This window comes from Streptomyces sp. NBC_00080 (assembly GCF_045041255.1).
Lineage (GTDB): Bacteria > Actinomycetota > Actinomycetes > Streptomycetales > Streptomycetaceae > Streptomyces > Streptomyces coriariae.
Window position 1 is genome coordinate 4655202 of the sequence record NZ_CP108235.1, and the last position, 24565, is coordinate 4679766.

Here is a 24565-nt window from a genome sequence, read left to right on the forward strand (position 1 = left end):
CGCGCACCCTGGAGGCACCCCCCGATGGCCCGTCCCCCCCTCCTCGCCTCCACGCTCCTCCTGGTCACCGTCGCCACCCTCACCAGCGGCTGCGCGACCCTCGGTCTGGAACACCCGCCGACCGCCGCCCCGGCCACCCCGACCGTCGAACGGTCGTCGGCCAGGCCCACCGCGCCGACCACCTCGCCCGTCCTCACCGAGGCGCAGGCGCGCGCCGCCCTCATCACCGAAACCGACCTCGGCGCGCCCTGGACCCCGACCCGTGGCGCCGCCACCTGGCGGGACGGCATGCTCAAGGCGACCACGTCGGTCCCCGACTGCCAGAAACTCCTCGACGCCCTCTACGCCGACGAGCTGCTCGGCGGCCCCGCCCGCGCGGTCGTCGGACTCGACGACCCGGACGCCGGCGCCCAGCTGCGCTACCAGCTCAGCGGCAGCCGTCCGGCGGACGTCGACGCCCGACTGGCCTGGCTGAAGACGATGCCGCAGAAGTGCGCCCGGTTCACGGCCAAGGCGACCGGCGACGCCGTGCTGGACGCGCAGGTCTCCGAGCTGCCGCTGCCGGAGGTGGGCGACGTCCGCCAGGGCTTGCGCGTGACCCTGACGGTCTGGGCGACGGCCGAGGAGAACCCCGGCGGCGATCCGACCGCCCTCACCCTGGACGTCGCCGCCGTCCGGGCCGGCGAGGACTCCTTCGCCCTCACCAACGGCGGCCTGAACGACGCGCCGAACGCGGCGACCCAGGCGGCCGTCCAGCTCGGCGTCCGCCGACTGGCCGACGTCAGACAGCAGGGAAAGGTGCGGGTCTGAGGCACAGGGGCGAGCGCCCCGGCGAGTGTGCGCGGGTGCGGGGTCGGGGGGGCGGGGTCAGAGGTCGGAGGGGCGGGATCGGAAAGGCGGGGCCGGACGGGCGGGGCCAGGGGCTGGGGTCAGAGGGGGGGGTCAGAGGGGTGGGTCGTCGTCGAAGCGCGTTCGCAGGGCGACCACATCGTGGGACAGGTCCAGCACCGTACGGCTCCTCGCGAAGGCGTGGCCGCGCAGCAGCGACAGCGCCTCGTCCGCGGCGACGCCGAGCTGGGCCATCACGATCCCGACGGCCCGGTACACGTCGTCGTGGTCGGTGGCCAGCGGGCTGAGCCACAGGCCGACGGCGTCCGGGTCGTCCGACTCGGCCCGCGGCAGCGCCACCAGCGCGTCCGTCACGATCTCGGCCACCACCCGCGCCCTGCGTACCTCCTCGGCGGCGAGCTCGCCGGGCACGTCCCGGTAGAGATCGAGGGTGCCCACGCACACCGCGCGGTCGCCCAGCGGCAACGCGTACACCGACCGCACCCCGAGCGCCGCCGTCTGCTGGGCGAACACCGGCCAGCGGGAGGCGTCCCGGCTCGACATCAGATCCCCGGCGGAGACCACCGAACCGGTCTCGACCGCCTCGAAGCAGGGCCCGTCCCCCAGACTGACCTGCATCTCCATCACATCCGCGGCCCGCTCGTCGCTCGCGCTCAGCGGCACCGGAATCCCGTCGCCGCGCAGGGACATGCTCGCCCCGCTCACCGGCAGCAGCTTCAGCACGGCGTCGCACAGCCGCTGCGGCACCTCCGGCGGACCGGCGCCGCGCATCTCCTCGGCGATGACCTCGGCGACCCGGTCCCGATCCCGATCCCGGTGGTCCATGGTCATCACCTGCCATCACCTGCGTGGACGGGCCGGATCACCTCCCGTGGTGCGCCGGGTACCCCTCCCGCTCGCCGGGACAACCTGCCTCGGCTACGGCTTCTCGTACGGATCCGCCGGCTGTTTCACCTGCGTGACCGTGGCCGCGTCCAGGACCGGCGGCCAGGCCGCGTCGGAGCCGAGCCTGCCCTTCGGACGCCAGGCGCCGGTGACGGTGACCCAGGTGTCGGCGGGCAGGACGTCGTCGTCCGCGTTGCGGATCTCGACCTTGCCGGTGGTGGCGTCCGCGGCGCAGCAGGTCACGACGAGGCGGGTGACGTACCAGGTGCCGTCGTCGCCGTGGGTGACGAAGCCGGTCAGGCGGACGGTACGGCCCTTCAGCGAGCGTCCGCTGTCGTAGATCGCGCGCGAGCTGAACTCGGCGACCGTCAGCTCGACCGGGTTCCCCGCCGGGAGCGCCGGGAAGGCACCTACGCCCTGCGCGGCCCGCTGGGCGGCCTCACGGCCGGCGCTGTAGGAGCCGAGGGCCGGGGGCGGGAAGAGGAGGAGCGCCAGGGCGGGGAGCGTGAGCAGCCAGGCGACGCGGGGTCCGGCGGGGCCGTGGGAATGCCCCTCGTGACCGGCGTGCCCGGCGTGCCCGTCGTCGTCCTCGTGGTGGACGTCCTCGTGGTGGACGTCCTCGTGGTGGACGTCCTCGTCAGGGCCGGGCGTGCGGTGGCGCAGGACCGCCGTCACGAGTCCCAGCAGCACCAGGGCGACCCCGGACACGATCAGGTAAGGCCGTAGGCCCGCCTGCACGTAGCGCAGGTACAGATCGCCGAAGAGGGTGATCCGCAGGACCGCGCCGCCCGTCAGGAGGAGCAGCGCCGCCGGTCCGTACCGCCTCACAGCAGCCACCACCCCACGAGAACACTGGCGGCCACGGCCACCATCCAGGTCGTCGACGCGAACCGTACGGCGAAGGACCTGCCGAAGGTGCCCGCCTGGAGGGCGAGCAGCTTCAGGTCCACCATCGGGCCCACCACCATGAAAGCCAGCCGCGCGGTGGGCGGGAAGGCGCTCAGGGAGGCGGCGACGAAGGCGTCGGCCTCGCTGCACACGCACAGCACGACGGCCAGTACGGCCAGCAGCGGCACCGCGATCCAGGGCGACCCGGTGAAGAGGTCGAGCACCGAGCGCGGGACGGCGATGTTGAAGGTCGCCGCGGCCGCCGCGCCCAGCACCAGGAAGCCGCCAGCGTGCAGGAAGTCGTGCTGGAGTCCGGCGAGGAAGGCGCGGGCACCGGTGGCGTGCGCCGACGGCGTGCCGCGCCCCGGGAGCCGCAGCCACTTCTCCTTCCCGAACCGCGCCCACAGCCAGCCCATCAGCACGGCGGTGCCGAGCGAGGCGAGCAGCCGGGCCAGGACCATCTTCGGCTGGCCCGGGAAGGCGATGGAGGTCGCGACGAGCACGACCGGGTTGATCGCGGGCGCGGACAGCAGGAAGGCGAGGGCGGCCGCCGGGGCGACCCCGCGCCGCATCAGGCTTCCGGCCACCGGCACGGAGGCGCACTCGCAGCCGGGCAGCACGGCGCCGGCGAGTCCGGCCACCGGTACGGCGAGCGCGGGGTTGCGCGGCAGGAGCCGCCGGAACACCCGCTCCGGCACGAACGCGCCGATCGCCGCCGAGACGACCGTACCGAGCAGCAGGAAGGGCACCCCCTGGACGGCGACGGCGGTGAACACCGTCCACCAGGCGGCCACCGGCGGGGTGTAGAGGTCGAGCGCGAGCAGTGGCCCGAGAACGGACACGACGGTCGCGATGGCGATGAGCGCGGCGCCCCCGAGCACGGCGTACACGGACGCACGCACGGCGACCCGCAGGCCGTCGGCCACAGTCCGTTGATTCTGCACGCCTCGCAAGCTAACGACGACGGCTGTGCCCGACCGGCCACTTTCCCAAGAGAATGCTGTGACTACAGCGGCGGCTGCGCGGGCGCCGGCCCCAGGGTCGTCGTCCCCGGCGCCGTACGGTGCCCCAGCCCCGTGCGATACGCGTCGAGCGCCGCCTCCACCCGCCCCGTACGCCGCAGCAGATCCCCCAGCATCCGGCACAGATCGGCGAGATCCCCCGCGGCCCCCGCCCGCTCCAGCAGGCTGAGGGCGCGCACATAGTGCTCCTCCGCCGCCTCCGTGTCCCGCGCGTCCTCGGCGATGATCCCGAGCAGCCGGTGCGCCCCCGCGGAGTGCACGGCGCCCCGCTCGGGCGACAGATCCCCGAGGACGGTGTGCAGCAGCGCGGCGGCCTCCTCCGACTTGCCCCGCCGGTGCAGGACGTCGGCCAGCTCGACGGCGACCTGGCTGCTGTAGAGGGCGGCGCGCTGCGCGGAGAGCATGGCCTGGGCCTGCTTCAACTCGTCCTCGGCGCGCTGCAGTTCACCGTTCTGCGCGTAGACGTAGCCGCGCATCCAGTGGCAGTTGGCCAGCTCGGTACGGAGCTGGAGCTGACGGTAGAGCTCGGACGCCTTGGCCAGTGAGGCGTCGGCCTCCGCGAGGCGGCCCTCGGCGAGCAGGGTGCGGGCGACGGACCGGTGCATCCGGGCGACCAGCGCGGGGTCGCCGACCTGGGGCGCGAGGGCGAGGGCGAACTCGGCGGCCTGCGCGGCGCGGGCCTGCGCGCCCATGTCCATGTACGGGCCGATGACGGAGGCGTAGAGCAGGAGCAGCGCGTCGGGGTCGTGCAGCCCGCCCCGGTTGAGCTCGTCGAGGGTGGATTCCAGCAGGTAGACGGCGTAGCGGAGTTCACCGGTGAGGTAGTGGGCGACGGCGCGGCCGCGCAGGGCGGGGACGCGGGCGGGGAGCGGCGCGTGCGCGAGAGCGGCCTCGGCACGCTCGAAGCAGCGCAGCGCCGTGTCCAGGTCTCCCGTGTCGATCCCGCACTCCCCGAGGCCGAGCAGCGCGGTGGCCTGCTCCGCCGCCAGCCCGTGCTCCTCGGCCTCCGCGAGCAGCCCGGAGTACTGCAGGGCCGCCTCCTCCGCCGCCCCGGTGGCCAGCGCCCGCTGGGCCTCGATGAGACGGAGCCGCAGATCGGTGACGAGACGGGCGGGGCGGCCGGTCGCCAGTTCCTCGAAGTCGACACCGAGCCGCTCGGCGATGTGCTTGAGCGCCTCGTCGGAGGGCCGCACCCGGCCGGCCTCCAGCGTGGAGACGTAGGCGGGGGTGTACGTCGGCTCGGCCAACTGCCGCTGTGTGAGGCCTCGTTCGACCCGCAGTCGCTGCACCCGGCGACCGACGACCTCCGGTTCGTCCCGCTCTCCCACGCCCGGCTCCCCCAACTACCCCTGTGCCTCTTGTCGTTGGACTATCTCAGCCCCTAGGTTAAACGGCGAGTTAAGCATGCTTAACAGCTTGCTGACGTGAGTATCGCAGTCGCCGACGTTGCGAGGTAGCCGTGCCCGGACGCCCATCCGCACGCCCTTTCGCGCCCTATGTCAGGGCAGTCGCCGCGGCCGTCCTGACCGTGACGGCCCTGATCACCGCGGCCAACGCGGGCCCCGCCAGAGCGACGGACGCCGGTCCCGCCTCCCCGGCGTCCCGGCACGAGACGGCGGAGCGCCGCTAGGGCCCGACGCCGGGCGCCTCGAACTCTCCCGCCTGTCCGCCGGCGGCCGCTTCGTCGCCGGGACGGCTCAGCCCTGCTTCTGAAGCTGCCGCAACTGCTGCCGGACGTGGTCCAGCGCGCCCTCGCGGCGGCCCGGTACCCGGCCGCGCAGCTGCGCGATCTCGGGGCCCAGCGCGCGGGCCCGCGGCACGTCGGGGATCCGCCCCCACTGGTGGTGCGCCCGGTCGACCGCCGCCTCCACGGCGGGCGCGTCGACCGGCTGCCCGGCCTCCAACCGGGCGACGGCGACCGCCATCCAGGTACGGCAACTGCGCTCGGCGTCCCCCGCGAACATCGCCAGATCCGCCCGCACCTCACCCCAGTGCAACGCCTCCTCCGACCCGACCCCCCACGAGACGGCGGCCGCCTGCTCCAGCCGAGCGGCAAGAACATCGGCATCACCGTGCCGCCCGTCCCGCACGGCGGTGGAGATGGCGACGTGGGGGTCGGCGGGTATGCCGGGCACGCCGGGGGTGGCAGATGCGGCGGAGTCGGTGGGCACGCCGGGGACGCCGGAAGCGGTGGGCACGCCAGGTGCGTCAGAAGCGGCAGGTGTGGCCGGGGCGAGAGATGCGGCCCGGGCGACGGCGGGTACGCCGCGAGCTGCGGGTACGGCCGAAGTGAGAGGCTTTCCCGAGGCGGCGGACACGCCGGGAGCGTCGGGTACGGCCGAGGCCAGAGGTGCGCCCGGGGCTACGGGGGCGCCTGACACGACAGGTACTCCGGAAGCGGCGGGTGCGAGCGACGCGAGGGGTGCACGCGAGGCGCCTGGTTCGGCGAACGCGGCAGGCACGCCCGGAGCCGGCGGTGCGAGCGGCGCCAGGGGTGCACGCGTGTCGGCAGGCGCGTGGGAGGTGGTGGGGGTGGACCAGGGGGTGAGTACCAGGTCGCCCACCTCGCCGTCTCCCGCGATGCGGGCCAGCGCCGCCTGGTGCAACCGCTCGACCGCCGGACGGCCTCCGCTGCGCAGTATCGTCGCGACCGCTCTCATGTACGACGGCGCGGCGACGGCCCGACGGCCCGGCGGCGGCGCGATCCGCCCGTAGACGGCGACCGCGGGCCCGCAGTCCAGGGTGTTCCCCCGCAGCCAGTCCCAGGTCTCCGGGTCCGCGCGCAGATCGAGCATCAGCGTCGTGGAGCCGGGCGCCCGCAGCCGCAGCTCCTCCCGGAACCAGTGCCACGGGAACGCCGTGTACCGCACCGTCGGCGGCGTCGTACGGGCGAGCGCCAGGTGGGGCAGCCGTTGCCGCCGGTCGAGCTGGAGCTGACCCGCGACGAACAGGGTGAGCGGCCCGGGGGCCACCGCGGCGGCCCGCAGCCGGGTGAGAACGGCCTGTGGATCCAGCGGATCGGCGAGTTCGACGACGTTCGCGGTGTCGGTGCCGGCCAGCACGGGAGGTGGCACGGCCGCGAGCACGGGGAGCACGGAGGCCGCGTCCACCAGACATCCCTTGCCCATGGGCGAGGCCGCGAGCAGCAGCACGGTTCCGGGCATGGTCCCCTCCCGCATGGTCCCCTCCCCTGTCGATCACGTACCTCAGCACCGTAACCGCTGCGGGTGCAAAGGGGACCCTCAGCCCTGCAAACGTCCCCCTACGGGGCCTTCGTCGGCCGGTGGCACAGGCTGCCCCGGCGGCACCGGCCGCACAGGCGCTCCCGGCCGCACAGGCGCTCCCGACGCGGGGCGAGCACCGCGAAGAGCGTCGTCGTCCACACCGGACTCCATGAGGTCAGCGAAACACGGGGGCGCGGCGCCCGCATCCGGGAACCGGCGGACGAACCCGGTGCAGGAACCCGGTGCAGCCGACTTGCCACCGCCCCCGGCCAGGTGTGCCCTGGAAGGCGGGGGGCGAGGAGAGAGGAGTCCTCTCATGGCTCATGCGGCACCCGCGTCAGGCACACGGACACCGTCCGCACGGTCCCGTACGCCCGATGTCTTCAGCGAACGGGCCCACCGGGCCGCGGAGTGGACGACACCCGTGGCACTGGGGCTCGTCTACGGCTACTGGGTCGCGGCCAACAACCGCTCCGGAGGCCCCATCACCGGCTGGAACCTGCTGCTCGGCTTCGTGAGCGCGATCGTGTTCGCGGCCCTGTGGACGGGCATCCACGCCCTGGCCCCACACATGCGGCGCGAGCTGCACGCCCTGCTGTGGACGGCGTTCGCCGGCTGCGCCTTCGGCTTCCTCTACAGCCAGACCGGCGCGACCGTCCTGCGTTCCGTGGGGATGTCCCTGGCCATCTCGGCAGGCGTCTTCCTGACCCTGTTCTACCGCTTCTACACACAGGAGGACGCGGCAGGGAAACGTATCCGCTGATCCGCCCACCGCAGGCGTCCGCGCAAGGACGCACACGGGCCCCGGCGTTGTGACGCCGGGGCCCGTGCCTTCCCTCATCCCTCCACTCACCGGCCGACCGGGACCCACTCCCAGTCACCCGACGAGGTTCCTGATGTCCCGGAGGTGCTGACGCTCCAGGAGCCGGAGAAGCTGAACGTCACGGAGGCCGAGACGCTGACCGAGACGTTGGTGAACGGGTCGTCCCAGTTGGTCCAGTCGCCGTTCTTCCACCGCGGGCACGGATCGGCGCAGTCGGGCACCCGCGCGCCGCCGGTGTCCACGAAGGCGGCGCTCGCCCAGCCCTGGGCGCCGAAGAGCCAGTACCAGTCCGGGTTGCCGTTGACGCTCTGCCCCTTGACCCTGCACTGCACACGGTCGTGACTGCCGGGCGCGAGCGTCGCGACGACGGGCGAGCGAGTGGTGGGGTCCTGTCGCACACTCAGCTCGGAGCGGGAGACGACGGTGCCCCTGATCGAGCTGTTCCCGTCGCCGCCGCTGGTCGAAGGGGCTGCCGCCGCCGTGGTTCCGAGGGTCGCCCCGGCGAGGGTGCCACCGGTGAGCAGGGCCGCGGCCAGAGTCCGCAGGGCCAAAGTGGTGCGCATGATCGACCTCCTTCTCCCCAGAACCAGGAAACACCCGTTCGGGTGAACCCTCCACCGGAGCGCGTCGCGAGGCCTGCGCGGGGCGCCACCCGGACGGCCGCCATGGGCTCGCGTTCCCCGCCCGGACCCCGTTGCCTGGAGGGGTGTCCCCAAGCCTGCGGACCGCCCTCTCGGCCGTCCTCGTCGCGCTGTCCTGCCTGCTCGTGCCGATCAGTGCGCTCGCGGCCTGGGCGGCGTACGGCCTCACCGACACACGCGGCTATGTCGCCACGATGGCGCCGCTCGCCTCCGACCCCGCCGTACGGAACGCCGTCGCGGACACGGTGAGTGACGGAGTGGCACGCGAGGCCGGGCTGAACCCGCTCTTCCTGCGGGACGCGGTCCGCTCCTTCACCGCGACCCGCGCCTACCGCACGGCCTGGGACGCGGGCAACGAGGCGGCCCACACGGCCGTGATGAGAGCGCTGAACGACGAGAGCGCCGACCGCGACTCCCACCCGGTGACCGTGGACCTCGCGGCCGTCACCTCACCGCTGAAGCTTCGACTGACCGCCGACCACGTGCCGTTCGCCGACCGCGTGCCGGTGGAGCACACCCGTGTCGCACTCCTCCCGCCAGCTGGACTGGCCGCTCTCCGGAAGGGCTACCACGTGCTCCACGTAGCCGGATTCTGGCTGCCCCTGGCAGCCGTCGTGTTCGCGATGGCCGGTATCTCCCTGGCGGTCTCCCGCCGCCGGGCGGTCACGGCGACGGCCCTCGGCACCGCCCTGGGCGGCGCGTTGCTGGGTCTCGCCGTCGCCATCGCCCGCCGCCTGACCCTCTCCGACCTCCCCGACGAGGCCCACCGCCCGGCCGCGGGCGCGGTGTACGACGCCCTCACCGCCACCCTGCGGACGGCCTCCTGGCTGCTGCTCGCGCTCGGCCTGACGGTGGCGGCGGCGACCTGGCTCATCCGCCGGCCCTCCCCGGCGGTCCGCCTGCTGCGACGGCGGCGAGTGTGCGCAGCGCCCGTGCCAACTCCTCCTCCGGAGCCGACGCGAGTCCGAGCCTGACCGCGTCCGGGGTGCGGTGCGGGTCGACGGCGAAGGCGGTCCCCGGGGTGACGGCGATGCCGTGCGCGGCGGCCGCGGCGGTGAAGGTGTCGGCCCGCCAGGGCGTGGGCAGCTCCCACCAGGCGAAGTAGGCGTGCGGATCGGTCCGTACCGTGCCCACCCCGCCCTGCTCGGTGAGGTGCGCGGTCAGGTGCTCGGTGAGGATCGCCTGGCGCCGGGCGGCGTCCGCCCGCTTCTCCTCGACGAGCCGGCGCACCACCCCGTCAGCCGTCCACCGCACGGCCGCCTCCAGCGCGAACCGCCCCGCGCTCCACCCGCCGGACCGCACCGCCGCCCCCACGGCCTCCGCCCGACCCTCCGGTACGAGGAGGAAGCCGACGGTCAGCCCCGGCGCGACCCGCTTGGACAGCCCGTCGACGACATGGGTCAGCCCCGGGGCGTGCGCGGCGAACGCGGCGGCGTCCGGGCGGAGGAAGGACCAGATGCGGTCCTCGACGACCGGCAGCCCCAACGCGACGACGAGATCGCCCAGTTCGCCCCGCCGCCGCTCGCTCGTGGTCGAGGACGTCGGGTTGTGGAGCGTCGGCTGAAGGTAGAGGGCGGAGAGCGGAGCGGCCCGGTGGACGGCGGCGAGGGCGTCCGGCCGTACTCCTTCCGCATCACCCGCGAGCGGGACGAGAACCACCCCCAGCCGGCCGGCGATCTCCTTGACCAGCGGATACGTCAGCTCCTCCACGCCGACCCGGCCGCCCGGCCGGACCAGGGAGGCGAGGGCGGCGGCGATGGCCTGCCGGGCGTTGCCGGTGAACAGCAGCTGGGCGGGGTCCGGCCGCCAGCCGGGCACGGCGAGCAGCCGGGCGGCGCTCTCGCGGGCGGCCGCGGTCCCGTCGGCGGCGCCCGGACGCATGGCCTCCGTCAGCACGTCGGCCCGCAGCAGCGGCGCGAGGGAGGCCGCAACGAGCTCCGACTGCCCTGCGGCCGAGGGGTAGTTGAGCTCGAGGTTGACGGGCGCGGAGGTGGCCGTCTCGATGAGCGCCCGCCCCTGCGCGACGGCCGGTGCGGCCCGCACGAAGGTCCCTCGCCCCACCTCTCCCACCACCAGGCCACGCCGCACCAGTTCGCCGTAGACCCGTCCGGCCGTGGAGGGCGCGATGCGGTGCCGCCGGGCGAACCACCGCTGCGGGGGCAGCTGTTGGCCGGGGCCGAGCCGTCCGGTGACGATGTCCTCGGCGATGCGGTCGGCGATGAGCCGGAAGTCGGCCATGGGGACTCCTGGAACCAGAGATTGCACCGAGGGCAAAGATCTTATTGCACCGAGAAGACGGCCCGCCCTACTGTCGCTCCCATGGCACCCTTCCTCGCATACGAGGACAAAGGCGCGGATACGCCCCCGGCGCTCCCCCTCGTCCTCGTCCACGGCCACCCCTTCGACCGCACCATGTGGGCCCCGCAGATCGAGGCGTTCTCCACCGCCCGCCGGGTGATCGCCCCCGACCTGCGCGGCTACGGCGCGTCCCCGGTGGTCCCCGGCATCACGCTGCTGTCCGACTTCACCCAGGACATCGCGGCGCTCCTGGACGAACTGAAGGTGGAGACGTTCGTGCTGGCCGGGCTGTCGATGGGCGGCCAGATCGCGATGGACATCTACTGGCAGTTCCCCGACCGCGTCCGGGGCCTGGTCCTCGCCGACACCTTCCCGGCCCCGGAGACCCCCGGCGGCAGACTGGCGCGCAACAAGATGGCCGACCGGCTGCTCGCGGAGGGCATGCGGGGCTACGCCGACGAGGTCCTGGAGAAGATGGTCGCCCCCTACGCGGCCCCCGAGGTGAAGGCCCACGTCCACCGCATGATGACGTCGGCGCCTCCCGAGGGCGCCGCCGCCGCACTGCGGGGCCGCGCCGAACGCCCCGACTACCGGCCCCTGTTGGCCCGCGTCTCCGTCCCCGCCCTGGTCGTGGTCGGCGAGGACGACGAGTACACCCCGGTCTCGGACGCGGAGGCGATGCACGCGGCGCTCCCGCACTCCGAGCTGCGGATCGTCGAAGGCGCGGCCCACCTGCCGAACCTGGAGCGGGCGGGCGAGTTCAACAGGGTGTTGGCGGAGTTCCTGGCGAAGACCGGGGCGTAGCCTTCGGCGGGATGAGGTCGACGCGAGGACGGCTCCTCGGTGCCTGGTGCGCCGGGCTGCTGCTGGCCGGGGTGAGCGTGGTCGTCGGATGCCGGATCGCCGACACCGATGCCGTGACCCCCGTACCGCAACTGCTCGCCTTCCTGCCGTGGCTGACCGTGCCCGCCGGGGCCGCCGTCGCCCTCTCGCTGCTGGCCCGCCGGCCGGCCGGGGTGATCTGGGGAGCGGTCGTGCTCGGGCTGCTCGCCTGGTTCGTCGAGCCGTACGGGACGGGGGAGCGGCCGGACGGCCCGGTGCTCGCGCGGCTGCGGGTGCTGACGTCGAACGTGGAGTTCGGGTGGGCGACCGACGCCCTGATCCCGGTCGTCCGGCGCGAGCGGCCGGACATCGTGTTCGTCCAGGAGTGCGAGTACACCTGTCAGGCGGCGGTGACGAAGGAGGTCGGGTCCGCCTATCCGCACCGGCGGGCCGTCGAGGGCGACGGCTCCGTCGGGTCCGTCGTCCTCAGCCGGTTCCCGCTGACGGCCACCGCGGGCGTGCCCGGCAGCATGGGCATGCCGGGGGCGGTGGCCGACGTCGGCGGACATGCCGTACGGCTCCAGCTCGCGCACCCCAAACCCCCGCTGCCCCGCCAGGTGTCCCTGTGGAAACGGGAGCTGGGGCGCTTGCGGGACTTCGCCGCCCGTTACGAGAACGCCCCGCTCGTCCTCGCCGGGGACTTCAACGCCTCCCAGGACCACGCCGCCTTCCGCCGCGTCCTCGGCACCGGCCTGCGCGACGCGGCCCGGCTCGCCGGCGAGGACCGCGAGCCGAGCTGGCCCAGCCGCACCGCGCCCGCCTTCGGCACACAGATCGACCATGTGCTCGTCTCACGGGACTTCTCGGCGGCCGGGGCCCGCTTCCTCCGCCTCGCCGGCACCGACCACCGCGCCCTGGTCGTCGACCTCACCCTCCACCGGGGCCGACAGCCGGGGGCGGGCCGGCGGCCGGGCGGCGAGGATCGTGGCCGCGGGCGGTCGGCACCGGGCGGCTCCGGCGCCTAGACCCCGATGTCCTCGCCGTCCTTGCGCCACACGGCCACGACCGCCGGGCGGACGATCTTCCCGGGGCCGTCCGGCCAGGTGCTCGCCGGCTTCTCGACCGTGGCGCCGTCGATCTCGCCCGGGTGCTGCACGGCGACGAGCACCCGCCGGTCCTGGACGATCGGGCCGCAGGTCTCCGCACCCTTCGGCACCGTCAGGAACTGCTTCAGCTCGCCGCGCCGCGATCCGCGCGTCGCGACGCCGAACAGCCCGTCGTGCGAGCCGAGCTGGCTGCCGTCGGTGGAGATCCACAGGTTGCCGTGCGGGTCGAAGGCCACGTTGTCCGGGCAGGAGATCGGGCTGACGTCGTCCTTCGGGAAGCCCGCGAAGTAGGTCGCCGGGTCGTCGGGGTCCCCGGCGACGAGGAACAGCGACCACGCGAACGCGGTGCTCTCGGGACGACCCCGGCGCTCGGTCAGCTCCAGGATGTGCCCGTGCTTGTTGGCGTTGCGCGGGTTGGCCTCGTCGGCCTTGGCGTTCGCGCCGACACCGCGGTTGGTGTTGTTGGTGAGGGCCACGTACACCTTGCCGGTGACCGGCGAGGGCTGGATGTCCTCGGGCCGGTCCATCTTCGTCGCGCCGACCTTGTCCCCGGCGAGCCGGGTGAAGACGAACACCTCCTCGGCGCTCATCCCCTCGACGTGCGAGACGGCTCCCCGGGCGGTGGCGGTGGCGATCGGGATCCACTCGCCGCTCCCGTCGAACTCGCCGTCGGCGGGCAGCTTGCCGGTGCCGTCGATCTGGATCGTGGGGGAGTCACCGGTGAGCCTGGCGACGTAGAGCGTGCCCTCGTCGAGCAGCGACAGGTTGTGCTCGCGGACGGCCCGGCTCGACCCCTTCTTCATCCGCTTGCTGCCGACGAACTTGTAGAAGTAGTCGAACCGCTCGTCGTCACCGGAGTAGACGACCGGCCGCCCGTCCTCGGTCAGCCGCACGGTCGCGGCCTCGTGCTTGAACCGGCCGAGGGCGGTGTGCTTGCGGGGCGTGGAGGCCGGGTCGTACGGGTCGAGCTCGACGACGTACCCGAAGCGGTGCACCTCGTTCGGCTCCTGGGCGACGTCGAACCGCTTGTCGAACCGCTCCCACTTGCGCTCGGTCGCGCCGGTCCCGATCCCGTACCGCTTGTCCGTGGCCCGGCCGCTGTTGGCGAAGTACTGGTTGAAGTTCTCCTCGCCGTGCAGCGTGGTGCCCCACGGCGTGGTACCGCCGGAGCAGTTGTTGAGCGTGCCGAGCACCTTCGTGCCGGTCGGGTCGGCGGAGGTCTTCAGCAGGTCGGAGCCGGCGGCGGGCCCGGTGAGCCGGAACTCGGTGGTGGCGGTGACCCGCCGGTTGAGGTGGTGCCGGGGCACGGCGGTCAGCTTGCCGGTCCTGCGGTCCTCCTGCACGACGACCACGCCGAGACCGTGCGCCGCCCAGGCGATCTCGACCTGCTGCCGGGTGGGGTCGGCGGCGTCGTAGCCACGGAACATGAGCACTTCGTCGGTGTACTCGTGATTGGCGACGAGCAGCTGCCGGTCGCATTCGCCCGGAATGGGCAGCAGCGCCAGGAAGTCATTGTTGTAGCCGAACTGTCCGGCCTGGGCGGCGGCGGTCTGCTTCTCCGGGTCGAAGGCGGGAGCGCCGCGCAGGATGGGCTCGCCCCAACGGATGACGACATTCTGCCCGTATCCGTCCGGAACGGTGACGGCGTCGGCGGTATTCGGAGCGACAGAGCTGTATCGCAGCCCACGAGCACTTTTGGCGCCCGGTTTCCCGGAACTCACGGAATTCCCGGAGGATTGCCCGGAATTCCCGGAGGACTTTCCGGACGTATCGGCGGACGCGGCCGCCGCGGGCGGCGCACCGGCCATCCCTGCGGTCCCGGCGGCGGCCGCGACGGTGACGACCGCGGCGGCTCGCACCATCGCACGGCGGCCGATCGCCCCCGCGATGACCTCACCGACGTACTCGTTGTCGCTGGTGTTGGGCACCTCGTGGAAGCAGGCGTCACCACACCGGAAGCGGCAGGTCATGGCGGAGCGTCCGCCGGGATGGGACTGGGACGGCGTTCCGATCAGCGGCAGAAGCTTGCGCACCTTTAATCTCCCCTTGCATGCCCTTGGTGTGCTCGTGACGTTAGGGGCACGTATGTGCGGAGGCGCTGCTGTGGGATGAACGGAAAGTGAAGCCCCGGCAGCCACAAGGGTGTTGGACTTGCGCGAAGGGGGGTCCGAGGCGGTATTGACACACCTGGGTTCCTTACACTCACCCCTGCCCAAGATCACCATCCGGGGCCGCTAACCTTACGTGTCCGTCCTGGCCAGGGATTTACGGGCTTCAACTCACGCGAAGGGTTGCGCACATGGGCATTCTCACTCTCCTGCGGAACGCGTTCGGACGGTCACGCAAAGAGCGGGCCGCCGAGGCAGAGGGTGCGGAACAGGTTCCTTCGCAGGAACAGACCGCCTCCGAGGAGCGGGACCAGGAGTCGACCGGGGCCGCCCCCACATCGACAGCGGCGCCGACCCCGGCACCCGAACCGACGGTCCCGTCCCCGTCCCCCGAACCCACCCCGAGGGCCACCCCCACGGCCCAGGTCCCGGAACCCCGCCCGGCATCCCAGGACGAACACGACCTCGTCTCGGCAGCCTTCGACAACGTCTCGGTCCCCAAACCGACCCAGTCGACGGAGGACCTGCCCGCAACGGGGGCGGAGACGCCTGAGGCGCCGCCGAAGGCGGAAGGGGCGGAAGCAGCGGTCGAGGCGGAGGCTGAGGCTGAGGCGACGGCGGAAGCTGAGGCTGAGGCGCCGGTCGAGGCCGAGGCCGAGGCTGAGACTCAGGCTGAGACTCAGGCTGAGGAGCCGCAGGCCGAAGCGAAGGCTGAGGCCGAGGTGCCGGTCGAAGCCGAGCCGACGGTCGAGGCTGAGACGCAGGCTGAGGCGGAGACGCAGGCGGAGACGGAGGCCGAGGAGCCGCAGGCCGAAGCGAAGGCCGAGGCCGAGGTGGACGAGCCGACGGCCGAGGCGGTGGCCGAGGAGCCCACGCCGACGATCGAAGCGGTCGCGGAGGCGGAGCCGGCAACCGAGGAACCCACGGCGGTCACCGACGCCGACACGGAGCCTGCGGCCGAGCAGCCGGAGACCGCGCCCGTGGCGGAGGAGCCCGCGCTCGCCGCGGCTGCGGCCGAGACCGACGAGCCCGCGGCCGCCGACGGCGAGGACACCGCACAGGGGCCACTCGCGGCCGACGACGAAAGCCGCACGGGTGGTGCGGGTGGGAACGACTCGGCCGCAGGCGAAGCCGCGGACGAGGTCACACCCGAGCCCGAGCCGACCACCGTCACCGACGAGCCCGCGCTCGCCGCAGCCGCGGCTGCGGCCGAGACCGACGAGCCCGCGGCCGCCGAAGGCGAAGCCGAGGACGAGGACGAGGCGGCCCCGGCCGAGACTCACCCCACCCCCACCCTCCCCGCCGGCCTCGCCACCGCGTACGCCGCGGCGGCCACCGCCCTGGAGGCAACCCACCTCACCGCCACCCGAGCGAAGCTCTACCTCGTACTGGACCGCTCCGCGAGCATGCGCCCGTACTACAAGGACGGCTCCGCCCAGGCCCTCGCCGAGCAGACCCTCGCCCTCGCCGCCCACCTGGACCCCGAGGCCAAGGTCCACGTCGTCTTCTTCTCCACGGAACTGGACGGCACCGGCGAGCTGACCCTCACGGACCACGAGAACAAGATCGACGAGCTGCACGCCGGCCTCGGCCGCATGGGCCGTACCAGCTACCACGCGGCGGTCGAAGCGGTCCTCACCCACCACGAGAAGGAAGCCGCGGACACCCCCGCCCTGGTCGTCTTCCAGACGGACGGCGCCCCGGACGCGAAGACCCCGGCCACCCAGTCCCTCACGGACGCGGCGAAGAACCACCCCGCCGTCTTCTTCTCCTTCGTCGCCTTCGGAGAGCCCGACAACAAGGCCTTCGACTACCTCCGCAAGCTGAAGACCCCCAACACGTCCTTCTTCCACGCGGGCCCGACCCCGCGCGAGCTGACGGACGTCGAGCTCTACGAAGGCGTACTGGCCACCTGGCGCCCGTAGGCCCACTTCGGGGGGTGGAGAATCACGTCCACCCCCCGAAACGCATGTGAGTGGATCTTCGCGGGCCCAGTAGGATTTCGGGCATGGCGGCCACTGGAACCGAGAAGCAGGGTGGCAAGGCGTTCTACGTCTCCACCCCCATTTACTACGTCAACGACGCTCCTCACCTGGGCCACGCCTATACGACCGTCGCAGGCGACGTGCTCACCCGCTGGCACCGCCAGCGTGGCGAGAAGGTGTGGTACCTCACCGGCACGGACGAGCACGGTCAGAAGATCATGCGCACCGCGGAGGCGAACGGCGTCAGCCCGCAGCAGTGGGCCGACAAGCTCGTCGACGAGGCCTGGCGCCCCCTCTGGGAGCACCTGGAGATCGCGAACGACGACTTCATCCGCACCACGCAGCAGCGGCACACCGACCGCGTCCAGGAGTTCGTGCAGGACCTGTACGACAAGGGCGAGATCTACAAGGGCGGCTACGAGGGCCCGTACTGCGTCGGCTGCGAGGAGTACAAGCTCCCGGGCGAGCTGCTCGACGGCGAGGGCGACTTCGCAGGTCAGAAGCTGTGCCCGATCCACAAGAAGCCCGTGGAGATCCTCAGCGAGGAGAACTACTTCTTCAAGCTGAGCGAGTACGGCGACAAGCTCCTCGCCCTCTACGAGGCGAACCCGGGCTTCATCCAGCCCGAGTCCGCGCGCAACGAGGTCGTGAACTTCGTCCGACAGGGCCTTCAGGACCTGTCCATCTCGCGCTCCACCTTCGACTGGGGCATCCCGATCCCGTGGGACCAGAAGCACGTGATCTACGTGTGGGTCGACGCGCTGCTGAACTACGCCACGGCGGTCGGCTACAACGAGAACCAGCAGAAGTTCGAAGAGACCTTCCCGGCCGACGTCCACCTGGTCGGCAAGGACATCCTGCGCTTCCACGCGGTGATCTGGCCCGCGATGCTGATGGCGCAGGGCCTCCCGCTGCCCGGGAAGATCGCCGCGAACGGCTGGCTGATGGTCGGCGGCGAGAAGATGTCGAAGTCGAACCTGACCGGCATCAAGCCGCAGGACCTGACCTCGCACTTCGGCGTGGACGCGTACCGCTGGTACTTCCTGCGCGCCATCGCCTTCGGCCAGGACGGCTCGTTCTCGTGGGAGGACTTCTCCGCCCGCTACACGAGCGAGCTGGCGAACGACTACGGCAACCTCGCCTCCCGCGTCGCCGCGATGGTCGGCAAGTACTTCGACGGCGTCCTGCCCGGGGCCACGGCCGACAGCGAGGCCGAGAAGGCGCTGCACGACGGCCTGGCGACCGCGGTCGCGGTGGCCGACCGGAAGATCGGCGAGGAGCTGGACTTCCAGGGCGGCATCCTGGCCGTGTTCGACTTCGTCAAGCAGGTCAACGGCTACATCACGGAGCAGGAGCCGTGGAAGGTCGCGAAGGACGACTCGGCCGAGGGCCGGGCCCGTCTGGCGACCATCCTCTACACCGCCGCGGAGTCCCTGCGCGCCGTCGCCGTCCTGCTGAACCCCGTCATGCCGGACACCTCCCAGAAGCTCTGGGACTCGCTGGGTGCCGAGGCGGTCCTGGGTGCTCTCGCGGACCAGCGGGTCCAGGAGGCCGGCACCTGGGGCACGCTCCCGGCCGGTACGACGGTCACCAAGGGAGCGGTGCTCTTCCCGCGCCTGGAGGAGAAGCCGACCGCGTAGCGCGTCGGCGACCGACCACGAGGTTCATCACGGGGTCCGGGAACGAGCGGCTTCCCGGACCCTGCTCCGAAGACGCAGGGGAAGTGCCGTAGACGTTCCCCCGACTCGGGCATGTTCCCGCCAAGCCGTATGGTTTCCGCCATGGCAGTCCCACACGTCATTCCGATCGCCTACGAGCCGAAGCACCGCACCGAGTCCATCGGGCGGTACGCGGACGGCCAGTTCCTCGCGTCGGTCACGTACGCCTTCCCCGAAGGGTTCCGTCTCGACGACGGCTGGGAAGAGCACAAGCGCCTCTACACCGTGCTGCACACCTTCGACGCCGCGGGCAACTACCGCGACTCGGACATCTGGTGTGCCGGCACCTGGGCCGAGCAGCAGCGCGACCCGCACGGCGACGACTCGGTCCTCACCCGGGCCCGCGTCCGCCTGGCCACCCTCCTGCGCAGCCTGCCCCGCCGCTCCTACACGGACATCGCGGTCCGCCCCTTCCGGCTCACCTTCGAGGGCGTGCTGTTCGGCCTGGTGATCCGCGAGGACAAGGACGAGGACGGCGAGCCGGAGACCTGGGCGGAGCTCTACCCGGACCGCCTGGCCTTCGCCGAACCCTGGGACGGCACGTACGACACCTGACGGGCGCGCGGTGACGACCCCCCGTGCCCGCAACCCCCGTCCGTCGAGCCCGAATCGGGACGCGGACTTCTCCTCCTCGAGACTCTCGCCGACCGCTGGGGAGTCAACCCCGACACCATCCACCCGCAAGATCGCCGGGGTCGAACCGAAGCTTCGGACACCGGAGCCCGGGGCACCGTGCTCCGGTGCGCCCGGCGGTCTTTTTCAAAGAACCACGAGGGTGAAAGAACCCTGCCAAGCCCCACCCCTCCCGCCCGCGACGCAAACTCACTCCCCCGAGTGAATATGCCCAACTCAGCTGGATTTGGGATGGGTTGCCTGCCCTACGCTCAGCGCAACACGCCAGCACCGCGACCATGCGGCAGAAAAGGGGACGGCCCCCGCCGGGACTGCAATTCCCAGTGCGAGGGCCTGACCACCGAGGAAGAAGGAAGCTTCCCGATGGACAACGAAAACCCTAGCGCGCCCCCGCGCGCCCAGTCCCGCATCCCGGGCAAAAACCACCCTCACAAACACCCTCATTCCGGCGTCGTTCACGACAACGTCCGCCACTCCACCCGCTTCACGGTGATCGGCAACCACCTCGCCCAGCACCCGGAGCTGTCCGGACTCGCGATCGGACTCGGTGTCCACATCCAGTCCCTCCCCGAAGGCGCCTCCGCGGACATCAAAACCCTCGCCGCCCGCTTCCCCGAGGGCGCGACCCGTATCGCCGCCGCCCTGCGCGAACTCGAGGCCCACGGCTACCTCCGCCGCACCCGCGTCCGCACCGAGACCGGCCGCATCGTCACCCGCACGGTCTCCTGCAACCAGCCCGGCCACCGCGGAACGCAGACGGAGCACCACGGCACGGCAGCCGACGCCCCCACGAAACCCGCCCGGCAGTCCGCCTCGGACAACCGCCCGCCCCGCAGGAAACTCCCGGCAGTCCCCCAGCCCGCTCACTCCTCCCCCACCCTCCTGCAGACAGCAACCGACCTCCTCGCCGGCCTCCGCCGCGCGGACACCCGCCTCCTCCTCTCGGCCACGGACGCCGGACACCTCGCCCCCGGCGTGGCCGCCTGGCTGGAGCGCGACCTCACCCCCGCCGCCGTACGCGACGCCCTCATCGCGAACCTCCCCCTGGAGCCCTTGCACCGCCCCGCCGCCTTCCTGGCCCACCGGCTGGCCTCCCAGTTCCCGCCCCCACCCCCGTTCCGAGCCCCCTCACCGCCACCGGCCGTGCGGCATCCCCTCCGGAACTGCGACCGCTGCGACCGTGCCTTCCGTTCCCCCACGCCGGGCCACTGCCACAACTGCCGACCCGATCTCCCGGAGGCCGCCTAGCATGAACGTGACGATCCTTGCCCCCGGGCACAGACGAGGAGCGAGCGCCATGACCATCGCCCCGGACGACGCGCAGCAGGGCGCCTCCCACCTGTACCGGGCCATGAGGGACTTCGTTCAGTCCATGGACGACACGCTTCCCGGCAAGTTCGAGATCACCCCGGAAGGGATCGTCCACGACATGATGGCGCCCATCGGTCCCCACGAGCTGACCACGCTGCACCTTCGAAAACGCCTTGAGAAGGTCATGCCGGAAGACCTGGTCGCTCACACAGGTACGCCCGATGTCGAGGCCGAACCCGAAGGCATCATGCGCCACCCTGATGTCATGGTGATCGCCTGGGCGGACATGGATGTCCCGGGCTCCTTCGACCCGCGCACACTGATCGCCGCCATCGAGGTCGTCTCCCGCTCCAACCCCGACAACGACTGGGTCGGCAAGATGCGTGACTACCCACTGATCGGCATCCCCGTCTACGCCGTCTTCGACCCCCGCACCGGAACGGGCGCCGTACTCACCGACATCCACTCCACCCCCGACGGCCCGCGCTACGCCACCCGCAAGGACTTCCTCTACGGCGAGGACGTCACCATCGGTGAGTGGACGATCCCGACCCGGGACCTGCCGCGCTATCGGAGTGAGGGCGGCGAGCACGCCCAGCAGTGAATCCCCTGGTCTTCCCTGGTCACCTGCGTCTCACCCGCATCCCTCGGAAGGCGCATGCGCGGCATGAGAACGCGAGGGCCGGGGGCTCGTGGTCACCCGGCCCTCGCGTGTCTGAGGGGTGTTACTTCAGGACGTTCGCACCGGTGGTCGTGGCGAGGGTGGTGGGCAGGTTCTTCGCCGACGCCTCGAGGCCCGAGGTGAGGGCCGGGGTCCAGTTGACCGTGGTCTTCAGGTCCTTCGACGAGGCGGCGTTGTACGCGGCGACGACGTCGGTGACCGTGCCGTTGACGAGGTTGCCGGAGCCCTTGACCGCACCGGTTCCGTCGCCGCTCAGGAGCTTGGCGACCTTTCCGCCGGTCGGGACCTTCCAGTAGTTGTTCTCGGCGACGACCTGGGCCTTGGCGCGGGAGTTGATGCTGTACTGCGTCGCGTAGCCGTTGAGGGTCGTGACGTCGTAGTAGTTGTTGTAGATGTGCACCTGGCCGACCCGGGCCAGCGGGGCGCGCTGGACGATGCCCTTCCAGATGTTGTGGTGGATGGAGACGCGCAGCTTGCCGCCGGGCTCGCTGTCGCTGCTGCCGATCAGCATCGTCTTGTCGTGGTTGGTGAACTGGTTGCGCGAGACGGTCACCAGGTCCGAGCTCTTGGTGATGTCCAGGGCGCCGTCGTGGATCTGGTACTCGCGGCCGTAGTACTTCGGGTTGGCGCTGTCGAGGTGGGGCGCGTCGGTGAACGTGTTGTGGTCGGCCCACACGTGGGTCGCGCCGCGCAGCGTGACCGAGTCGTAGTTGGAGTTCCAGTTGCCGTCGTCACCGTCGGTCGGGTCCCACTGCGGGAAGCAGTCCTCGGTTGCGGCGAAGGTCAGGTTGCGGACGACGACGTTGTCCACGTTCTGGATCTGGAGCATGCCGCCGGAGATCCCGGCGTTGGTGCCCGGCACGCCGACGACACTGGTGTTGGCCGGCACCTTGAAGACGATGTTCTTCGCCTGCTTGGTCTGGGCCGCGGCGCGGACCTTCTCCTGGGTGCCGGAGGGCAGCTTGGAGGTGCCGTACGAGGAGGGGTCGTACGCCTTCAGGTAGGCGGAGAGCGAGTAGCCCGTGCCCGACGCGTAGTCGGCGCAGGTCAGCTTCTTGCCCGCGTCGTCGGTGTTGGCGTCGATCGTGCCCTTGATCTTGATGATCCGGGGGGTGGTGTCGGAGGCGGACCCCAGCGCCTTCACCAGCTGGGCGCGGGTGGAGACGGTGAACGTGTGCGCGGCGTCGGCCTTGGTGCCACCGGTGGTGCCCGTGCCGGAAGAGGCCCAGCCGTCCTTGGCGGCGAGCGTCTGGTGGTACAGGTCGACGGTCCCGGCGTTCGCGTTCATCACGACGACACCGGCGCCGACGGCCGCGGCCACGGCGGCGGCGGAGACGACGAGGACGCGGCGCGAGCGGAGGGACCGGCGGTGGGAGGGAGCTGCCACGGGGGATCCTTACGGGGAGGAGCGGGCTTACGTCCTGTCAGTGGTCGCCGCCGCGTGAAGAGTTGCCGCGTGCAGAGGATTTTTTCCGGGGCCGTCTCCGCCGGTCGATCAAACGCCTTCACGATTCCCCCACCTCCCCCTTAAGGTGCGCATCGGGGGACGAACACCTCTCTCCGGGGAGGGATCACCACACATGGACCGGCGTCATCGTCAACTGGGGGAGCTTCCATGGCACTCTTCGGCAACGCGCACCCGATCGACCCGGCGCAGGCGCAGCAGGACTACGCCCGTCTGCTGGGCCAGGGCGAGCATGTTCAGGCCGCGTTCCTGCTGATCCGCGACACCATCCTGTTCACGGACCGGCGGCTGATCCTCGTCGACAAGCAGGGGATCACCGGCAAGAAGACGGAGTACCACTCCATTCCGTACCGCAGCATCACGCACTTCGCGGTGGAGACCGCCGGCACCTTCGACCTGGACGCCGAACTGAAGATCTGGGTGTCCGGCTCGTCCGTGCCGATCGAGAAGACGTTCACCAAGGGCGTGGACATCTACGAGGTGCAGGCGATCCTCACGCAGTTCGTGGCCAGGTAACGCCCCCGTTCACGACCCCGTCCACGAGGTCCACGGCCCCGTTCGGGGGGCGTGCGCCCCGGGCGCGCTTTACACTCGCGGGCGGGGCGCAGGCGCACGGAGGGTGCGCGCGTGGGGATGGGGGATTCGCGTGAACGAGCTTGCTCTCAGGCGTGGTTGGCGGGTGGCCGTGGTGCTTCTGGCCGGGCTGCTGGGTGCCGCGGCACTGCCCGCCGTGCCCGCCGTCGCCGTGCACGGTGCGGTGCCCGGTGACTTCAACGGGGACGGCTACCGCGACGCCGTACTGCCCGCGCCGGGCGCGAACGTGGCGGGCAGGGAACGGGCGGGCGCCGTCGTCGTGCTGTACGGGTCCAAGACGGGACTGTCGGCCGCCCGGCGAGCACTGATCACGCAGAACACCGCGGGCGTGCCGGACACCGCCGAGGCGGGCGACGGGTTCGGCTCCGCCACCGCCACGGCCGACCTGAACCGCGACGGCTACGCGGACCTGGTCGTCGGCTCCCCCTTCGAGAGCACCGCGAGGGGCCAGGAAGCGGGGTCCGTGACCGTGCTGTGGGGCAGCGGGAGCGGGCTCACCACGGGTACCGACCTGCCCGCCTCGGCGACGGCGGGCATGGTCCCCTACCACTACGGCGCGGACATCGCCGCGACCCGCGGGGCCTCGGCCGCGCGGTCCGAGATCCTGGTCGCGAGCTGGGGCGGTGCCGTCCGCTTCACCGGCCCCTTCACCCGCACCGGCGGCTACGGCACCTCCGCGGTCGCGGCGGACAGCTCCTGGGGGGACTCCGTCGCGCTCGGCGACTTCGACGGCGACGGCTCCCCCGAGCACGTGAACGTGACGTACGGCCAGGGCGGGGAGACCGGCGGGTTCGTCTTCGTCGACCCGGAGGACCAGGACCACGTCGGCCTGCCGGCCCGTCTCGCCCACGGCAACGGCCGTATCGCCGCCACCGGGGACGTCGACGGCGACGGCTACGACGACCTGGTCGTCGGCGACCCGGACGAACCCGAAGTCGCGGGCGTGGACGGCGTGCCGGGCGGCCGCGTGCTCGTCTGGCGCGGCTCGGCGGCCGGCATCGCACCCGACGCCGTGCCCGAGCAGATCACGCAGGACACCGTCGGCGTGCCCGACGCGAGCGAGAAGGGCGACGTCTTCGGCGGCGCCCTGACGGTGACCGACCTCAACCGCGACGGCCTCGCGGACCTCGTGATCGGCGCGCCGCGCGAGTCGGTCGGCACCAAGGCGCAGGCCGGCCAGGTGACGGTCGTACCCGGCCGCCGCACCGGCGCCCTCGGCGCCGGCTCGTACGCCTTCACCCAGGACACGGCGGGCGTCCCGGACGCCTCCGAGGCGGGCGACGGGTTCGGTACGACGGTCGCGGCCGGGGACGTGAACCGGGACGGCAGGCCGGAGCTGTTCGTCAGCGCCTCGGGCGAGAACGAGTCCACCGGCGCCGTCTGGACCCTGCCCGGCTTCACCAATGGCCCGACCGCCGCCCGCAGCCGCGTCTTCACGGCCCCCTCGGTGGGCCTCACCCAGCCGAACTCGGTCCTGCTGGGCGGGTACGGCCTGGGCTGGGTGATCTGAC

21 protein-coding genes are annotated in these 24565 nt (G+C 72.2%); 12 read left to right on the forward strand and 9 right to left on the reverse strand.

What is annotated here, in order from left to right; genetic code table 11:
- The first annotated feature begins 24 nt into the window (after positions 1-24).
- A complete protein-coding gene (locus tag OHU34_RS20820) occupies positions 25-810 on the forward strand; it encodes a hypothetical protein (protein ID WP_142265252.1) in 786 nt (261 codons plus the stop codon).
- A gap of 132 nt (positions 811-942) precedes the next feature.
- Here the strand turns inward: OHU34_RS20820 and OHU34_RS20825 are convergent, their stop codons facing one another.
- The 5 genes from OHU34_RS20825 to OHU34_RS20845 form a co-directional block, all read right to left on the reverse strand.
- Complete coding sequence (locus tag OHU34_RS20825) at positions 943-1674, reverse strand: GAF and ANTAR domain-containing protein (RefSeq protein ID WP_308285912.1); 732 nt, start codon at positions 1672-1674, stop codon at positions 943-945.
- Between the two features lie 93 nt (positions 1675-1767).
- Entirely contained in the window at positions 1768-2562 is a 795-nt protein-coding gene (locus tag OHU34_RS20830; RefSeq protein ID WP_230195207.1) for a TIGR03943 family putative permease subunit, read from the reverse strand.
- Positions 2559-3566 (reverse strand): permease, encoded by a 1008-nt coding sequence (locus OHU34_RS20835; protein WP_405767752.1) that lies wholly within the window; start codon positions 3564-3566, stop codon positions 2559-2561. The genes OHU34_RS20830 and OHU34_RS20835 overlap by 4 nt, the downstream gene beginning before the upstream one ends.
- 62 nt (positions 3567-3628) lie before the next feature.
- Entirely contained in the window at positions 3629-4972 is a 1344-nt protein-coding gene (locus OHU34_RS20840) for a helix-turn-helix domain-containing protein (RefSeq protein WP_405767755.1), read from the reverse strand.
- Between the two features lie 369 nt (positions 4973-5341).
- Positions 5342-6808 carry a hypothetical protein gene (locus OHU34_RS20845; protein ID WP_405767758.1) on the reverse strand — a complete coding sequence of 489 codons (1467 nt, stop codon included), beginning with the start codon at positions 6806-6808 and terminating at the stop codon, positions 5342-5344.
- 376 nt (positions 6809-7184) lie between these two features.
- Here OHU34_RS20845 and OHU34_RS20850 point away from each other — a divergent pair, with 376 nt between their 5' ends.
- Entirely contained in the window at positions 7185-7631 is a 447-nt protein-coding gene (locus OHU34_RS20850; protein WP_082412815.1) for a hypothetical protein, read from the forward strand.
- Between the two features lie 86 nt (positions 7632-7717).
- Here the strand turns inward: OHU34_RS20850 and OHU34_RS20855 are convergent, their stop codons facing one another.
- A complete protein-coding gene (locus OHU34_RS20855; protein WP_142265248.1) occupies positions 7718-8254 on the reverse strand; it encodes an SH3 domain-containing protein in 537 nt (178 codons plus the stop codon).
- 143 nt (positions 8255-8397) lie between these two features.
- On the opposite strand from OHU34_RS20855, the gene OHU34_RS20860 reads away from it, so the two are divergent.
- Complete coding sequence (locus OHU34_RS20860) at positions 8398-9306, forward strand: hypothetical protein (protein WP_142265247.1); 909 nt, start codon at positions 8398-8400, stop codon at positions 9304-9306.
- On the opposite strand, the gene OHU34_RS20865 is transcribed toward OHU34_RS20860, so the two are convergent.
- Positions 9203-10570 carry a PLP-dependent aminotransferase family protein gene (locus tag OHU34_RS20865; protein ID WP_405767762.1) on the reverse strand — a complete coding sequence of 456 codons (1368 nt, stop codon included), beginning with the start codon at positions 10568-10570 and terminating at the stop codon, positions 9203-9205. The two genes, OHU34_RS20860 and OHU34_RS20865, sit on opposite strands and share 104 nt — an antisense overlap.
- Positions 10571-10651: 81 nt before the next feature.
- Between OHU34_RS20865 and OHU34_RS20870 the strand changes: the two genes are divergently transcribed.
- Positions 10652-11434 carry an alpha/beta fold hydrolase gene (locus OHU34_RS20870; protein ID WP_405767765.1) on the forward strand — a complete coding sequence of 261 codons (783 nt, stop codon included), beginning with the start codon at positions 10652-10654 and terminating at the stop codon, positions 11432-11434.
- An 11-nt stretch (positions 11435-11445) separates the two neighbouring features.
- A complete protein-coding gene (locus OHU34_RS20875; protein WP_405767768.1) occupies positions 11446-12477 on the forward strand; it encodes an endonuclease/exonuclease/phosphatase family protein in 1032 nt (343 codons plus the stop codon).
- Here OHU34_RS20875 and OHU34_RS20880 read toward each other — a convergent pair.
- The gene (locus OHU34_RS20880; RefSeq protein ID WP_405767771.1) at positions 12474-14591 is read right to left on the reverse strand and encodes a PhoX family protein; all 2118 of its coding nucleotides are present in this window, start codon (positions 14589-14591) and stop codon (positions 12474-12476) included. The genes OHU34_RS20875 and OHU34_RS20880 overlap by 4 nt on opposite strands.
- A gap of 266 nt (positions 14592-14857) precedes the next feature.
- Here OHU34_RS20880 and OHU34_RS20885 point away from each other — a divergent pair, with 266 nt between their 5' ends.
- The 5 genes from OHU34_RS20885 to OHU34_RS20905 all read left to right on the forward strand — a co-directional run bounded on the left by OHU34_RS20885 (position 14858) and on the right by OHU34_RS20905 (position 20917).
- Entirely contained in the window at positions 14858-16591 is a 1734-nt protein-coding gene (locus OHU34_RS20885; protein WP_405767773.1) for a VWA domain-containing protein, read from the forward strand.
- An 83-nt stretch (positions 16592-16674) separates the two neighbouring features.
- Positions 16675-18291, forward strand: a complete 1617-nt coding sequence (metG, locus tag OHU34_RS20890; RefSeq protein WP_405767776.1) for a methionine--tRNA ligase — start codon at positions 16675-16677, stop codon at positions 18289-18291.
- A gap of 141 nt (positions 18292-18432) precedes the next feature.
- Positions 18433-18924, forward strand: coding sequence for a hypothetical protein (locus OHU34_RS20895; protein ID WP_405767779.1), 492 nt, complete (start codon positions 18433-18435; stop codon positions 18922-18924).
- Between the two features lie 441 nt (positions 18925-19365).
- Positions 19366-20250, forward strand: a complete 885-nt coding sequence (locus OHU34_RS20900) for a helix-turn-helix domain-containing protein (RefSeq protein ID WP_405767782.1) — start codon at positions 19366-19368, stop codon at positions 20248-20250.
- 49 nt (positions 20251-20299) lie between these two features.
- A complete protein-coding gene (locus tag OHU34_RS20905) occupies positions 20300-20917 on the forward strand; it encodes a Uma2 family endonuclease (protein WP_142265239.1) in 618 nt (205 codons plus the stop codon).
- Between the two features lie 121 nt (positions 20918-21038).
- Here OHU34_RS20905 and OHU34_RS20910 read toward each other — a convergent pair whose 3' ends face one another.
- On the reverse strand, positions 21039-22382 hold the full coding sequence (locus OHU34_RS20910; RefSeq protein WP_405767784.1) for a polysaccharide lyase family 1 protein: 1344 nt from the start codon (positions 22380-22382) through the stop codon (positions 21039-21041).
- A gap of 228 nt (positions 22383-22610) precedes the next feature.
- Here OHU34_RS20910 and OHU34_RS20915 point away from each other — a divergent pair, with 228 nt between their 5' ends.
- A complete protein-coding gene (locus OHU34_RS20915; protein WP_142265237.1) occupies positions 22611-22976 on the forward strand; it encodes a PH domain-containing protein in 366 nt (121 codons plus the stop codon).
- Positions 22977-23106: 130 nt separating this feature from the next.
- Complete coding sequence (locus OHU34_RS20920) at positions 23107-24564, forward strand: FG-GAP-like repeat-containing protein (RefSeq protein ID WP_230195193.1); 1458 nt, start codon at positions 23107-23109, stop codon at positions 24562-24564.
- The last annotated feature ends 1 nt before the right edge of the window (position 24565 follow it).